This is a genomic window from Streptococcus sp. V940 (genome assembly GCF_054353495.1).
In genome coordinates, this window is sequence record NZ_JBTHHZ010000001.1 from 733,892 (window position 1) to 748,794 (window position 14,903).

16 protein-coding genes are annotated in these 14,903 nt (G+C 38.1%); 8 read left to right on the forward strand and 8 right to left on the reverse strand.

What is annotated here, in order from left to right; all coding sequences use genetic code 11:
* Positions 1-103: 103 nt before the first annotated feature.
* The 3 genes from ACXYSM_RS03710 (at position 104) to ACXYSM_RS03720 (ending at position 2,759) form a co-directional block, all read left to right on the forward strand.
* Entirely contained in the window at positions 104-913 is an 810-nt protein-coding gene (locus ACXYSM_RS03710; RefSeq protein ID WP_458634404.1) for a Cof-type HAD-IIB family hydrolase, read from the forward strand.
* Between the two features lie 165 nt (positions 914-1,078).
* The gene (locus ACXYSM_RS03715; protein WP_458634405.1) at positions 1,079-1,987 is read left to right on the forward strand and encodes an ATP-binding cassette domain-containing protein; all 909 of its coding nucleotides are present in this window, start codon (positions 1,079-1,081) and stop codon (positions 1,985-1,987) included.
* A gap of 10 nt (positions 1,988-1,997) precedes the next feature.
* Positions 1,998-2,759: an ABC transporter permease gene (locus ACXYSM_RS03720; protein WP_458634406.1), complete on the forward strand. Its 762-nt coding sequence runs from the start codon at positions 1,998-2,000 to the stop codon at positions 2,757-2,759.
* 39 nt (positions 2,760-2,798) lie between these two features.
* On the opposite strand, the gene ACXYSM_RS03725 is transcribed toward ACXYSM_RS03720, so the two are convergent.
* From ACXYSM_RS03725 to glmU, 8 genes are all read right to left on the reverse strand, one after another.
* Complete coding sequence (locus ACXYSM_RS03725) at positions 2,799-3,677, reverse strand: sensor histidine kinase (protein ID WP_458634407.1); 879 nt, start codon at positions 3,675-3,677, stop codon at positions 2,799-2,801.
* Complete coding sequence (locus tag ACXYSM_RS03730; protein WP_458634408.1) at positions 3,674-4,375, reverse strand: response regulator transcription factor; 702 nt, start codon at positions 4,373-4,375, stop codon at positions 3,674-3,676. The genes ACXYSM_RS03725 and ACXYSM_RS03730 overlap by 4 nt, the downstream gene beginning before the upstream one ends.
* A 105-nt stretch (positions 4,376-4,480) precedes the next feature.
* On the reverse strand, positions 4,481-4,741 hold the full coding sequence (locus ACXYSM_RS03735; protein ID WP_045763891.1) for a SemiSWEET family transporter: 261 nt from the start codon (positions 4,739-4,741) through the stop codon (positions 4,481-4,483).
* 129 nt (positions 4,742-4,870) lie between these two features.
* Positions 4,871-7,159, reverse strand: coding sequence for a DNA helicase PcrA (gene pcrA / locus ACXYSM_RS03740; protein ID WP_458634409.1), 2,289 nt, complete (start codon positions 7,157-7,159; stop codon positions 4,871-4,873).
* A 121-nt stretch (positions 7,160-7,280) separates the two neighbouring features.
* Positions 7,281-7,976: a 5'-methylthioadenosine/adenosylhomocysteine nucleosidase gene (locus tag ACXYSM_RS03745; RefSeq protein ID WP_458634410.1), complete on the reverse strand. Its 696-nt coding sequence runs from the start codon at positions 7,974-7,976 to the stop codon at positions 7,281-7,283.
* A gap of 10 nt (positions 7,977-7,986) precedes the next feature.
* A complete protein-coding gene (macP, locus tag ACXYSM_RS03750) occupies positions 7,987-8,298 on the reverse strand; it encodes a cell wall synthase accessory phosphoprotein MacP (protein WP_016465808.1) in 312 nt (103 codons plus the stop codon).
* 11 nt (positions 8,299-8,309) lie between these two features.
* Complete coding sequence (locus tag ACXYSM_RS03755; RefSeq protein ID WP_458634411.1) at positions 8,310-8,855, reverse strand: NUDIX hydrolase; 546 nt, start codon at positions 8,853-8,855, stop codon at positions 8,310-8,312.
* Positions 8,856-8,864: 9 nt separating this feature from the next.
* The gene (gene glmU / locus ACXYSM_RS03760; RefSeq protein WP_458634412.1) at positions 8,865-10,244 is read right to left on the reverse strand and encodes a bifunctional UDP-N-acetylglucosamine diphosphorylase/glucosamine-1-phosphate N-acetyltransferase GlmU; all 1,380 of its coding nucleotides are present in this window, start codon (positions 10,242-10,244) and stop codon (positions 8,865-8,867) included.
* Positions 10,245-10,401: 157 nt separating this feature from the next.
* Between glmU and ACXYSM_RS03765 the strand changes: the two genes are divergently transcribed.
* From ACXYSM_RS03765 to lysS, 5 genes are all read left to right on the forward strand, one after another.
* The gene (locus ACXYSM_RS03765) at positions 10,402-11,202 is read left to right on the forward strand and encodes a glycoside hydrolase family 25 protein (RefSeq protein WP_458634413.1); all 801 of its coding nucleotides are present in this window, start codon (positions 10,402-10,404) and stop codon (positions 11,200-11,202) included.
* Between the two features lie 105 nt (positions 11,203-11,307).
* A complete protein-coding gene (locus ACXYSM_RS03770; protein ID WP_458634414.1) occupies positions 11,308-12,150 on the forward strand; it encodes a DUF368 domain-containing protein in 843 nt (280 codons plus the stop codon).
* Entirely contained in the window at positions 12,150-12,632 is a 483-nt protein-coding gene (locus ACXYSM_RS03775; RefSeq protein ID WP_458634415.1) for an aminoacyl-tRNA deacylase, read from the forward strand. The genes ACXYSM_RS03770 and ACXYSM_RS03775 overlap by 1 nt, the downstream gene beginning before the upstream one ends.
* Entirely contained in the window at positions 12,632-13,261 is a 630-nt protein-coding gene (locus tag ACXYSM_RS03780; protein ID WP_458634416.1) for a histidine phosphatase family protein, read from the forward strand. The genes ACXYSM_RS03775 and ACXYSM_RS03780 overlap by 1 nt, the downstream gene beginning before the upstream one ends.
* A 128-nt stretch (positions 13,262-13,389) precedes the next feature.
* A complete protein-coding gene (gene lysS / locus ACXYSM_RS03785) occupies positions 13,390-14,880 on the forward strand; it encodes a lysine--tRNA ligase (protein ID WP_458634417.1) in 1,491 nt (496 codons plus the stop codon).
* Positions 14,881-14,903 lie beyond the last annotated feature (23 nt).

Genomic DNA, 14,903 nt, shown 5'->3' on the forward strand with positions numbered 1-14,903 from the left:
TTTTTGTCATTACCTTTTATTATACCATGATTTAACAGAAGATTCTGTCTCTGATTGCCAAAATATGCTATAATATAGACAAAAGACGTGAAAAGGAATTACTATGATTAAACTACTTGCTCTGGATATGGATGGTACTCTTCTCAACGAAGCCAAGGAAATTCCTCAGGCTCATATTGATGCCATTCATAAAGCTATCGAAAAAGGTGTCAAACTGGTTCTCTGTACTGGACGACCTCTCTTTGGGGTTCTTCCCTACTACAAGAAACTCGGTCTTGATTTGCAAAATGAATACGTTATTGTCAATAATGGTTGTTCTACCCACCAAACCAGTGACTGGAGCCTTGTTGACTGGCGGGAACTTAGCAAATCTGACATCGAATACCTGAATGATCTTGCTGAAAAGAGTGAGGTTCAATTGACTCTCTTTGATGAAGACCACTACTTCGTTCTCGGAGGCAAACCAAATCCTATCGTTCAATATGATGCCACACTTGTTTTTTCTGACCTGACTGAAATCTCACTGGAAGAAGCTACTAGTGGTAAATATCGTATGTTCCAAGGAATGTTTTTAGGGACAAAAGAACAAACAGATGACTTTGAACAACGATTTGCTGATGAACTTTGTCAGAGATTTAGCGGTGTTCGTTCCCAACCTGTTATCTATGAGGCAATGCCACTCGGTACAACCAAGGCTTCTGCTCTTTCTCGTTTAGCTGAGATTTTGGATATCCAACCTTCTGAAATCATGGCTATGGGTGATGCCAATAACGACATTGAGATGTTAGAGTTTGCTGGGCTGGGGATCGCCATGGGAAATGCCAGCGACCACGTAAAATCTCTCGCTGATGCCGTAACTGCTAGCAATGAAGAAGATGGTGTTGCACGCGCTATTGAGAAATATATTTTGTAAAAAATAAGCCCGGTCAACTAGTATTTCTAGCCAACTGGGCTTTTATTTTTTTTTAAAATTAAAAAACTTTAGAAACTCTTTAGAAATGCTTGACGATTCTTTGATATCTATGCTTTATACTAGAGTTATAAAAATAAAACACCTTAAAGATTAAAGGAGAAAACTATGAAAACAGTCCTCGAAGTCCATGGCTTGTCCAAACAATTTGGTAAACAACCCATTCTACAAGATCTTAATCTATCAGTTAAAGAAGGAGATATTTATGGACTTATTGGTAAGAATGGTGCCGGTAAAACAACTCTGATTAAAATCATTACTCAATTATTATCTGCTGACCATGGAACGATTTCCCTCTTTTCCAGTCAAGGATATAAGGAGTGCACGAAAGCCCTATCTCGAGTAGGTTCAGTCATTGAATCCCCAGTAGCTCACAATCATTTGACAGCCTATCAAAATCTGAAATATTATTGTACTATTCGACATATCCCAAATGCTGATCAAGTCATTCAGGAAACATTAAAGTATGTGGGATTAACAGATACAGGTAGAAAAGTTTTCCGAGATTTCTCTCTTGGGATGAAACAACGCCTAGGCATTGCGATTGCCCTACTATCCAAACCAGACTTCCTGATTTTAGATGAGCCTATCAATGGTCTCGACCCAATCGGTATCAAAGAATTTCGTCTGATGATTCAACGGCTCAATCAAGAACTAGGCATAACCATTCTCATCTCTAGTCATATCTTGTCAGAACTCTATCTGGTTGCTAATCGCTTTGGAATTCTAGACCAAGGGAAAATCATTCGAGAAATCAGTAAGGCCGAATTTGAGACACTGAATGAAGACTATATTGTTCTAAAAACAAATGAAAAGGAAAAAGCTTGTCAAATCTTAAAAGACAAAGTGCATCTTGAATTTAAAGTTGTTAATTCAGATAATGAAATTCATATTTTTAGTCATGAACAAGATGTTAAACGCATTCTCAAAGAACTTACTCTAGCAGATGTCGCTGTGGATGAGATTTACTATGCTCGTCAAAATCTTGAAGAATACTTCACACAATTAGTAAAATAGGAGGAAAACCATGATACATACCATTCAAGCAGACTTTTACCGTCTTTTCCGTTCCAAAGGTTTTTGGATTACAGAGCTCGTTCTCCTTGCACTCATGTTAATGGGGGCTACTTTCGGAGCTACAGGACAGATCATATCCGTCAGTACAAGTACAAACGCAGAAACCGAACTGCCAAGCAAGGGATGGGATGGTATACAAGCCCTTATTAACACCTCTAGCAATAGCTCAAACCTAGTTTTCCTCTGTATTATCCTTGCTTGCTTAGTTCTAGGAGTTGATCTTATCGGAAAACTCTATAAAAACAGTTTGACAGTGGGTGTTTCTCGGACAGAGTTTTTCTTAGCTAAATTTTTTGTATTAGCAAGCATCGCGCTAATGCAAATTCTTGTTAGCCTAGTCATTGCTTTCGTACCAGCAACTATCCTAAACGGGATTGGTACGATGCCAGAAGGATTTATTGGCAATCTCCTTCTAACAATTTCTCTTCAATTTCTCTGCATTCTAGCTTGGCTATCTATTGTTTCCTTCATTCTCTATGTGACTCATTCTTATTTGGCTGTTTTCATTGGCTATTTAATCAGTTCTACCTTACTTTCAATGCCAATGCTTATCTTTACAGATATCGAGATTTTGCGCTATTTATCCTTGAACTTTGCCTATGCCATGACTGACTATAGCCAGGCCATTCTATATACCGTTATCGTTACTGTAACCATTATTCTACTCTTTACCATTAGTGGACTTGCTGTTTTCAAGAAGAAAAGCTTATAAAAATGACCTCCTCTAATCAAATAGAGGAGGTTCCTTATTTTAAAAAATAATTCTAACTGTAAACCAAGCACCATCGGTACTTAGTTGTAGTTCTGCACCAAGGAGATGGGATAATTCTTCTGTAATATAAAGACCTAAACCTGATGATTCTTCAGTATCTGAGAGGTTTTCAGAGTAAAATCGTTGACTGAGATTTTCAATTTTACGAATGGGTTGTTTAACCAGATTAGCAATTTCCAAACAGATATGATTGTCCACTTCCTTCAGAGAAAATTCCGCTTCATCCTTACCATGTTTTAGAACATTGCCAATAAGATTTTGTAACATACGATCTAATAAATCTGAGTCTGTCAGTAAATACAAACCAGGTTCTACTTTCAAATCAAGGTTAATCTTTGCCGTCTGAAATGAATCATAATAGGTTAGTAATTTTTGTGTCATAAATGTCGAGACTTCTAACTCAGATAAGTCAGGTTTCACTGCTCCTTCCATTAACCGACGATAGTCCAAAAGAGCCTCTAGCCGTTTTGAAACTTGATTGAGATGATGAGCAATTTTTCTCAAACTCTCAGACTCAGGATTTTCTGTTTTAAGCAATTGCTGAGTATAACCTGACGCAATCGTTAAAGGTGTTCGAATATCGTGTGCAATATTGCTAATAGCCATGTCTAAAGTCTGCTTCTCTCGCTTCATAATCAAGCGTGACTGCTCAACTTCTTGAAAGAGATGATTGATTTGCTGGTAAAGATGTAAAAAATCCTTGGAGAAAGTTGATACTCCGATTCTCTTCATACTTCCAGTCTGAATCTTGTCTTCAATTTGTTGGCTCAAGTTTACGAGTGCTAGATGATAGCGAATCAATCCTATCGTCAATAGGATAATAACCAGCAGTAGCAAAGAAAGTAAAATATAGATCATTGCTCATCTCCTTTTAACCGAACACCAACTCCCCAGATAGTTTCAATATACTCTTGCTCAGGATCTAGTTGGCTTAATTTTTTACGGAGATTACTTAAATGAGTGTTGAGAGTATTGTCGCCTGGTAAATAAGTATCCTCCCAGACTAATTCATAGAGTTCTTCTTTCGTGAAAATTTTCTTAGGATGTCCCAACAAGGTTTGGAGAATCAAGCATTCTTTCTTAGCTAGGCGAATAGTTTCCTGGCAATTTTTGATCTCAAAACTATCTGCATCAAATTGAATATTTTTTAACTGTTGAATCAACTTGTCTGGATGTTCGATTTCAGCTGCTTGCTTGTCACTATTTTGACGTAATTGTACCGTAACCCTGGCAAAAACTTCATCCAAATCAAAAGGCTTTACAATATAATCATTAGCACCATCTAAGAGATATTGGCTGATGAGCTTTTTATCGCTTAGGGCAGTTAGCATGATGACAGGAACTGAACTATCGTGTCTAATGGCTTTTAAAACCTGATCACCATTTTTTCCCGGAAGCATAATATCTAACAGGATTAGATCAATGTCACCTTGTTCAAATCGAATCATTCCTTCAGTACCAGAAAAAGCCTGAATCACCTCATGCTCCTCAGAAAGAAGAGTTCTCAAAATTTCTTGAATCTCATTATTATCTTCAACGATAAGTATTCTAGCCATAAACACCAACCTTTCTAATAGTATTATATCATGTTTTTTTAGGAATTTCGGATAATGAAAAACTCTCCTTCATGCTTAAATACGAAGAAGAGTTCATTAGCTATATTAAATTAAAGCTGTCAATGCGGTAATAAGTCCAAAAACGATACCTGGTGCATTAGCTGCTGCCAAAGGAATATCACGTTCTTTTTTAAAAAGACCGTAGTAAACCCAAAGACTGCAGTTAAGTGCAGCTACTGCTGGTTGGATAAAATTCCCTTTTTGACCAGCAAGGTTATTCATAATTTGAGGAATATAAGAAACATACATCATTACAGACATAAAGGTTGCAATCCAACCTAAAGTTTTCATTTGTTTTTCAGTCATTTTTTCTCCTTTCAAAAACAGTCTCAATTATACACTGTTTTTTAAGATAGTGAAGTTTAAAAAGCTATTTGTTAAAAACTTGTAAATTATCACAATCTTGTGATAAGGGAATCTTATTCGTTTAGAAACTTACTTTTTCTCAATCGGTGCTACACTAGCCAAAAGTTTTTTCAAACCGACTTCTGGAAAGTTAATTTTTAGTTCCTGGGTAGCTCCACTACCTGATACTTCAAGGACAGTCCCTTCACCCCATTTTTTATGAAGGGCAATATCACCAATTGACCAATTTGTCTCACTAGAAGAAGATTTACTATTAGATGCAAATTGTCCAAATGGTAAACCACTTGATTGGATAGATGTAGGCGCAGTATTTCGTTTTCGTTCTTGAAGAGCCTGTGCCAGACTCATTCCTTGCCCAAATGTAGTGTTTCCACTTGTGTAAGAAGCTTTAAAACTCGTATTAGCTGGACGAGCCAAACCTTGATAGGTCAACAAATCTGAACTAATCTCGTTGATAAAACGGGTCGGACGATTGTAACTTGTACGTCCGAAAAGTAAGCGAGAGTTGGCGTTGGTTAGATAGAGAATCTTCTCGGCGCGCGTGATTCCTACGTAAGCCAAACGACGTTCTTCTTCTAATTCATCAGGATCCTCAGAGGCGCGACTAAGCGGAAAGACATTTTCTTCCATGCCAATAATAAAGACAACTGGGAATTCAAGTCCTTTAGCCGCGTGTAAGGTCATCAAGGTTACTTCAGATGTCTCCTGACTACCAGAGTCAGTATCTGCAATTAAAGCAAGATCATTCAAGAAACGACTAAGTTTATCTAGTCCTGTCTCCTCTTCTTGGCTTTCAGGATTGTCATCAAAGTTTTTGGTAACAGAAAGGAATTCCTCGATATTTTCAACCCGAGCCTTACTCTCCAATGTTGCTTGTGCATTTAGAATATCAACGTAACCTGTTTTTTCAAGGACAGCCTCAACCAACTCTGTAATGGTTAATTGGTCCAGTTTCTCCCTTAAATCCAGAATCATATTGGCAAAGTCCCAGATAGACTGGGCTGCCTTACCCTTAATTCCTGATAACATGATATTGGCTGAAGCATCCAGCATGGACATTTCTTGCAAATTAGCAAAATCACGAATCTTCTCAACAGTTCCTGGGCCAATTCCACGCTTTGGTTCATTGATGATACGCTCAAAACTGATATTGTCACTTAGGTTGGCAATGAGATTGAGGTAAGCAATGATATCACGGATTTCCTTACGGCTGTAGAACTTGGTACCACCAACCATAGTATAAGGAATATTAGACTTGAGAAGAGCTTCTTCAATGGTACGTGACTGGGCATTAGTACGATAAAGGACTGCAAAGTCTTTATGTAGGAAGTTTTGACTTCGACCAAGTTCATCAATGGTTTTGGCTACAAAAACAGCCTCATCCTGTTCATCGTTAGCTCGGTAGTAAATAATCTGTTCGCCATCTTCGTTCTGTGTCCAGAGATTCTTAGGACGGCGATTTTTATTGTTTTTAATAACGTCATTAGCTGCTTGGAGAATGGTTTTGGTTGAGCGATAGTTTTCCTCCAACAAAACAACCTTGGCTTGAGGATAATCCTTCTCAAAATCCAAGATATTCTGCATATCCGCACCACGCCAACCGTAGATAGACTGGTCCGCATCCCCAACAACACAGATATTTTTAAAGCGAGAAGCCAACAGTTTGACCAGTTGATATTGAGCGTGGTTGGTATCTTGGTACTCATCGACATGGATATATTGGAACTTTTGCTGATAGTAAGTCAAGACATCGGGATTTTGATCAAAGAGACGTAAGGTCAACATAATCAAATCATCAAAGTCAACTGACTCAGATTGACGGAGTTCCTTTTGATAGGCCTCATAACACTTAGCGACAATGTTTGTATATAAATCTCCTGCTTGAGCAGCATAAGCAATATCGTCAATCAGATCATTCTTAGCATTAGAAATGGTCCCTAAAATAGAGCGTTCATTCCATTTTTTTGGATCCAAATTCAACTGCTTGAGAATGCGTTTCATCAGCGTTCGCTGCTCACCTGGATCGATAATGGTAAAGTTACGATTGTAACCAATATGATCCGCATCACGACGTAAGATACGAACGCACATAGAGTGAAAGGTCGCTATCAAACAGTCCTGTGTAGCTGGATTAAGCCCATAGGCACGTTCTTTCATTTCACGAGCAGCCTTATTGGTAAAGGTAATGGCTAAAATATTCCAGGGATTAACCATCTTTTCATCAATTAAGTAGGCAATACGATGGGTCAAAACTCGTGTCTTACCAGAACCAGCCCCTGCCATGATTAACAGTGGACCTTCTGTAGTCTGTACCGCTTCTGCTTGGCGGTCATTCATACCGTTTAATAAAGGGTTCATTTTCTCTTCCTATTCTTCAAATCAATGTTTCTATTATATCAAAAAAGACTGAAAATAACTCTATCAGAGACAAGCTTCCTTTTTTCCTAAAAAAAGAACACCAGCAAGTGTTCTTTTTATTTTAATCATGAATAGATTGTAAAAGTGTCAACAAGGCTTGAGCTGATCTGCGTCCTGCTTCTACGATAAATTCATCAAATGAAATAGAAGCTTCGTGGTTAGCATTATCACTCATGGCACGGACAACTAAGAAAGGTAGATTCAGCGCGTGAGCTGCTTGAGCGATAGCCGCTCCTTCCATCTCAACCGCAAGCACCTGAGGAAAATGTTCTTTTATAGCTTTAATCTTATCTTCACCTGCAATAAAACTATCACCGGTCGCTATCAAACCTAAATGCCATTTTTGGCTAAGTTTAGACAAACTCTCTTGAATCAAATTGACAAACTTCTTGTCAGATTCGAAATAGAGTGGTTGTTGGGCCATCTGACCGTATTCATAACCAAAAGCTGTCACATCAACATCATGATAAGCTAGCTTATCAGCAATCACTACATCTCCAACTTCGATTCCTTCTGCTAAAGCACCAGCTGAACCAGTGTTGATAACAGCATCTACTTTAAAGTGGTCGGCTAAGATTGCTACACTCATAGCAGACATGACTTTACCAATTCCGCTCTCGACCAAGACAAGCTCGACTGAACCAATTTTACCCGTATGATACTTATATCCTAATACCGTCTCTTCTTGAGCGTTTTCTAAATGTTGAATCAGATAAACTAGCTCTTCTGGCATAGCTGCTATAATTCCAATTTTCATGACATTCCCCTTAAATAAATCTCATTGCTAAAACCAGCAAAATCAAGAGAAGAATAACAGCAAATAGAATCTTATTCAGTTTGGAGTTAAAAACATTTCTCTTAGTATTTTCAATTCGACGACTTTTATGGATTTGTGGTTCAACCTCAATCGTTAGGGTATCTTGACTAAAACCATGGTCACTTGAACGTGAAGCTCTATAATGTTGAGATGAAGTAGATAATATCTTTGTTTCTTGATCATCTACTAAAGTAGGACCAGAGATATCTTCACCACGATTTGCACGCTCGATTATTTCGTCTGTTAATAAAGGTTTTCCCATAGGTTCCTCCCCTATTTTTCTTGTAATTCCCAGTACTGGATAGCCATGATAGTCTTGGCATCACAGATATCACCAGACTGGATCAGTTGTTTAGCTTCTTCAAGACTAACTTCAAGTAATTCTAAAGTTTCATCTTCATCCTGTGGACGTGGATTATTAACCTTTGTCAAATCACTTGCCAAATAAAGTTTTAATCGCTCATTACAGAAACCAATAGCAGAATAAAAATCATACAAAAGAGTCAGTTTTCCAGTGTAGGCAACTTCTTCTTCCAATTCACGAAGGGCTGCCGATTCAGGATCAGCGTTTTCTCCAATTTCTAGTTTTCCTGCAGGAATTTCAACAGAAACTTTTTCAATAGCCTTGCGATATTGCTTGACTAGAACAATCTTATTTTCTGGAGTAACTGCAAGAACACATACTGCACCATTATGGAAAATCAAATCACGTTGAGCTGTCCCTTTTCCATTAGGAAGTTCAACCTGATCTTGTACCAATTGGAAAATAGGACCTTTATAGATTTCTCTACGGCTGAGTGTTTTCTCTTCAAATTCCATGGTTGGCTCCTATTTGTTTTTAGGATGGTGAGGGAGATGAGTTGCATATTCGTCTTTGTTAACTTGGCGGCCACGACCGATGGCAATAGCATCAGCAGGCACGTCTTTAGTAATGGTTGAACCTGCGCCAACAAGAGAGTTATCTCCTAGTTCAACAGGAGCAATGATGGTTGAATTAGAACCAACAAAGACATTGTTGCCGATGACTGTCTTGAATTTATTTTTCCCATCATAGTTCACTGTTATAGTACCAGCACCAAAGTTGACGTCACTGCCAACTTCACAGTTACCAATGTATGTCAAATGGCCAGCTTTTGTATTTTCTCCAATGCTAGAACCTTTCACCTCAACAAAGTTTCCAATATGAACATCTTTTGCCAAGCTAGAACCTGGACGAATATGAGCGTAAGGTCCGACTGTAACACCATCAGCAACTGTGCTCTCCTCAATCATAGAGTTGGTAATCACTGCACCTGAACCGATAGTACTATCGACAACATAAGTTCCATTCGTCAAAATAGTCTCAGCACCAATCTTACTAGAACCTTTTATGGTTACATTAGCTTCAATTTGTACATCTGGAGCAATTTCAACATCAATATCAATATAAGTTGCTTCTGGATTTACAAAACTAACACCATTGACCATGTGTGCTTGATTAATACGACGACGCATTACAGCTTCTGCTGTAGCAAGTGCGACACGGTCATTTACACCGAGACTTTCATCAAAGTCTTTCAGAGTATAAGCTCCTACCTTCTCACCAGCTTCACGGAAAATACCAATCACGTCTGTAATATAGTATTCACCTTGAGCGTTGTTGGTATTGATGTTTTTAAGAGCTTCAAATAAACGAGCATTATCAAAAACATAAGTTCCTGTATTGATTTCTTTGATTTGCTTTTCAAAATCAGTCGCATCTTTTTGTTCAACAATTCTTAGTACTTCAGCATTATCATTGCGAACAATACGTCCATAACCAAATGGATCTTCAGCTTCTGCGGTAAGGATAGTGGCTACGTTCTTGTGATTCACATGAAAATCAATCAAGTTTTTCAAACTTTCACCCGTGATTAATGGTGTATCACCTGCAATAACCAATGTTTGTCCAGAAAGACCCTCAAGAATTGGTTCGGCCATCATAACCGCATGACCAGTACCTAGTTGCTCAGATTGTCTCACAAAATCAGTCTGTCCTGCTAAAACTTGCTCTACAAGTTCAGCCTTATGTCCGATTACAGTAACTGTTTTTTTAGGATTAATTGCTCCAACGCTACGAAAAACATGCTCAAGCATTGAAATTCCCGCAACCTTGTGCATAACTTTAGGTAGATCTGATTTCATACGGGTACCTTTACCCGCTGCTAAAATAATTGCATAATTTGCCATATTTTTCTCTTTTCTATAGAAATTCTTTATTATTATACCACAATTTACTTCACGATACACAAATTTGTTAACCTCAACATAACGCTAATGACTGTCACTACTCCGTTTTGAGTAAATTTTTTGATTTTTTTCACGAATTACGATAAACTATAGGAGTATGAGAAAAAAAATTCGTCCAGCTTTTATAGTTATTATATTTGCTGCTTTTATAGGACTCTTGATTCTCAATCGTCCACGATTCGAAGAACATCCTGTAAAAACCAAACAAAATCCAGTTCAAATAGAAACACAAGCTCTACATAACTTGGATAAGCCTATCATTGATATCTCTGGTTGGCAAAGACCGTCAGAGATTAACTATGATATTTTATCTAAAAATATCTCTGGTGCTATTGTTCGAGTCCACGGAGGAAACCAGATTACTACTGAGAACGATGCATCTTATACGAATGGAACAGATAAAGCTTATAAAAGTCATATATCAGAATTCCAAAAAAGGAATATTCCAGTTGCTGTCTATGCATATGTATCTGGAAAAAGTGTAGAGGAAATGGAAAAGGCTGCTGAAGCATTCTACAATTCAGCTTCCCCATACAATCCAAGTTACTATTGGTTAGATGTCGAAGAAAAAACCATGTCAGACATGAATAAAGGGGTTGAAGCTTTTCGTGCTAAACTAGAATCTCTAGGTGCTAAAAACATCGGTATCTACATCGGAGTTTACTTCATGGAAGAGCATAGCATCAGCACAGATAAGTTTTCAGCTATTTGGATTCCTTCCTACGGACCTGATTCGGGCTACTTTGAAAGTTCACCAAATACAGACCTTGACTTTGATCTTCATCAATACACCTCAAAGGGTAAACTGGTTGGATTTGAACATCATCTAGACCTAAATCTTATTTCTTTATCAAAAGATAAGGAAGAGACGTTTAGAAAGCTATTTTTAAAACCTTAATTTCATTCAGCAAGCAAGATATTACTTCTGCTTGCTTTTTTATTTCTCTTACTTTGTGATATAATACAAGAAGAGAATTTTAGAGAATAAATATGGAGAGAGTTTATGTTATCTTGGATTTCAAAAATGATTAAAGGAATTGTTATTGCCCTAGGATTTATTTTGCCTGGTATTTCTGGTGGAGTCTTGGCAGCTATTTTGGGTATCTATGAGAGAATGATTCGTTTTCTTGCCCATCCATTTAAAAACCTAAAAGAAGATATTCTTTATTTCTTACCTGTTGCTATCGGTATGTTACTAGGTATTGGGCTATTTTCTTATCCAATTGAGTACCTCCTTGAGCATTATCAAGTTTATGTTTTATGGAGTTTTGCGGGTGCTATTATTGGTACAGTCCCTAGTCTTGTAAAAGAGGCTACTCAAGATTCTGAAAGAGACAAAGTCGACCTTATCTGGTTTTGGGTGACCTTTATTGTTTCTGGAATTGGTCTTTACGCTTTAAACTTTGTGGTTGGTTCACTCAACGCAAGTTTCACAAGTTTTATTCTAGCTGGTGCTCTTCTTGCTCTAGGTATTTTAGTTCCAGGATTAAGCCCCTCAAATCTTCTCTTGATTTTAGGTCTTTATACCCCAATGTTAACTGGATTTAAAACTTTTGATTTATTTGGTACCTTCCTTCCAATAGGAATTGGGGCTGCTACTACTCTAGTCGTTTTTTCAAAATTGATGGATTACGCTCTTCGAGTGTATCACTCTCGTGTTTATCATTTCATCATTGCGATTGTTCTTTCAAGCACACTCTTGATATTGATTCCAAATGCGGGTAATGCTGAAAGTATTAACTACAGTGGTTTATCTCTTGTGTCTTATGTCATTGTTGCCTTCTTTTTTGCTCTTGGCATTTGGTTAGGGATTTGGATGAGTCAATTGGAGGATAAGTACAAATAATGGCAAAAAAAACTAAAGTAAAAAAGACCTTAGTCGAGCAAATATTAGCTAAGGCAGGTGTTGAACACCAAGGGATTCAAATCAATGCTTTAGAGGGAGAGCTTCCTTCTGAGTATGAGAGAAGTCACATTTTTAAAACATTAGCTCTTTTAGGGGACAAGACTGGTCCGGTAATAGGAATTGTTCCTATCACCGAACACCTTTCTGAAAAGAAATTAGCAAAGATTTCTGGAAATAAAAAAGTGGCCATGATTCCTCAAAAGGATTTAGAAAAAACGACTGGATATATCCATGGAGCTAATAACCCTGTAGGTATCCGTCAAAAACACAACTACCCTATTTATATTGATGAAAGGGCATTGGAATTGGAAAAAATGATTGTCTCTGCTGGCGAGGTCGGACACAGTATCATCATCGCACCTAAAGATCTGGCAAACTTTGTAAAAGCCAGCTTTGTTGATATCTTGGAGGAGATAAACTGATGAAACTTTACTTTGTCCGTCACGGTCGAACAGTCTGGAATCTAGAAGGTCGTTTTCAAGGTGCTGGCGGAGATTCACCACTTCTTCCTGAATCTATTGAAACTTTAAAAGACCTGGGCCAGTATCTTAAAGATATCCCTTTTGACAAGATCTATTCGAGTGATTTACCAAGAGCGGTAAAATCAGCTGAAATTATCCAAAGTCAGCTGAAAAATCCTTGTCCTTTAGAAAGTGTTCCCGAACTCAGAGAATGGCACCTAGGTAAACTGGAAGGTCTAAAAATTGCGACTTTAAATGCTATCTACCCTCAGCAAATTCAAGCCTTCAAAACAAACTTAGCTAAGTTTGATACTCGCATGTTTGAAGCTGAATCACTCTACACTACAACTCAGCGCACCATCCAATTTATCAAATCCTTAAAAAACTCTAAGGCAGAACACCTATTACTTGTTGGTCATGGAGCAAACCTTACTGCAAGTCTTCGAACGCTTATAGGCTATCAGGAAGCTCTGCTTCGTAAAGACGGAGGTTTGGCTAATGCAAGTCTAACAATTATAGAAACTGATGACTTTGAAACATTTACTCTAAAGACTTGGAACGATACTTCTTATCAAAAATATAGAACTTGATATTAACAATCAAGTTCTTTTCAGTTTTTATAGAATATCCGTGAATTTCTTGACTATTTATGATAAAATGGATTATCGTGAAAAATTAATTTATTATTTCAAATTTCGATTAAAATTAGGAGGAACTCATGTCAACAGAACACATGGAAGAACTAAATGACCAGCAAATCGTTCGTCGCGAAAAAATGGCTGCGCTCCGTGAACAAGGAATTGATCCTTTCGGTAAACGTTTTGAACGTACTGCCAACTCTCAAGAACTAAAAGATAAATTCGCTGACCTTGATAAAGAACAGCTACACGAACTAAACGAAACTGCTACTATTGCAGGTCGTCTTGTTACCAAACGTGGTAAAGGTAAGGTTGGATTTGCCCACCTTCAAGACCGCGAAGGCCAAATTCAAATCTATGTTCGTAAAGATGAAGTTGGTGAAGAAAACTACGAAATCTTCAAAAAGGCTGACCTCGGAGACTTCCTTGGTGTCGAAGGCGAAGTCATGCGTACCGATATGGGAGAACTCTCTATTAAGGCTACACACATCACTCACTTGTCTAAAGCCCTTCGTCCGCTTCCAGAAAAATTCCACGGTTTAACAGACGTTGAAACTATTTACCGTAAACGTTACCTTGATTTGATTTCAAACCGTGAAAGCTTTGAACGTTTTGTTACTCGCTCAAAAATCATCTCTGAAATCCGTCGCTACCTCGACGCTCAAGGTTTCCTAGAAGTTGAGACACCTGTTCTTCACAATGAAGCTGGTGGTGCTGCTGCTCGTCCGTTTATCACTCACCACAATGCTCAAAACATTGACATGGTGCTTCGTATCGCGACTGAGCTTCACTTGAAACGACTTATCGTCGGTGGTATGGAACGCGTTTACGAAATCGGTCGTATCTTCCGTAACGAAGGTATGGACGCTACACACAACCCTGAGTTCACTTCTATCGAGGTTTATCAAGCTTATGCAGACTTCCACGATATCATGGACTTGACTGAAGGTATTATCCAACACGTAGCTAAAGCTGTTAAAGGTGACGGTCCAGTTATCTATCAAGGAACTGAAATCAAGATCAATGAACCGTTTAAACGTGTACACATGGTTGATGCAATCAAGGAAATTACTGGTGTTGATTTCTGGAAAGATATGACTTTCGAAGAAGCTAAAGCTATTGCTGCTGACAAGAAAGTTCCAGTTGAGAAACACTATACAGAAGTCGGTCACATTATCAATGCTTTCTTTGAAGAATTTGTTGAAGAAACCTTAATTCAACCAACCTTTGTCTATGGTCACCCAGTAGCTGTATCACCACTTGCTAAGAAAAATCCTGAAGATGAGCGCTTTACAGATCGTTTCGAGCTCTTCATCATGACTAAAGAATACGGAAATGCCTTTACTGAGTTGAACGACCCAATCGACCAGCTTAGCCGTTTCGAAGCTCAAGCCAAAGCCAAAGAGCTTGGTGACGACGAAGCAACAGGCATTGACTACGACTACATCGAAGCACTTGAATACGGTATGCCGCCAACAGGTGGTTTGGGAATCGGTATCGACCGTCTCTGCATGCTACTCACAGATACTACAACTATCCGAGACGTGCTTCTTTTCCCAACTATGAAATAAAAATTAAACTCCTAGAAGATTTC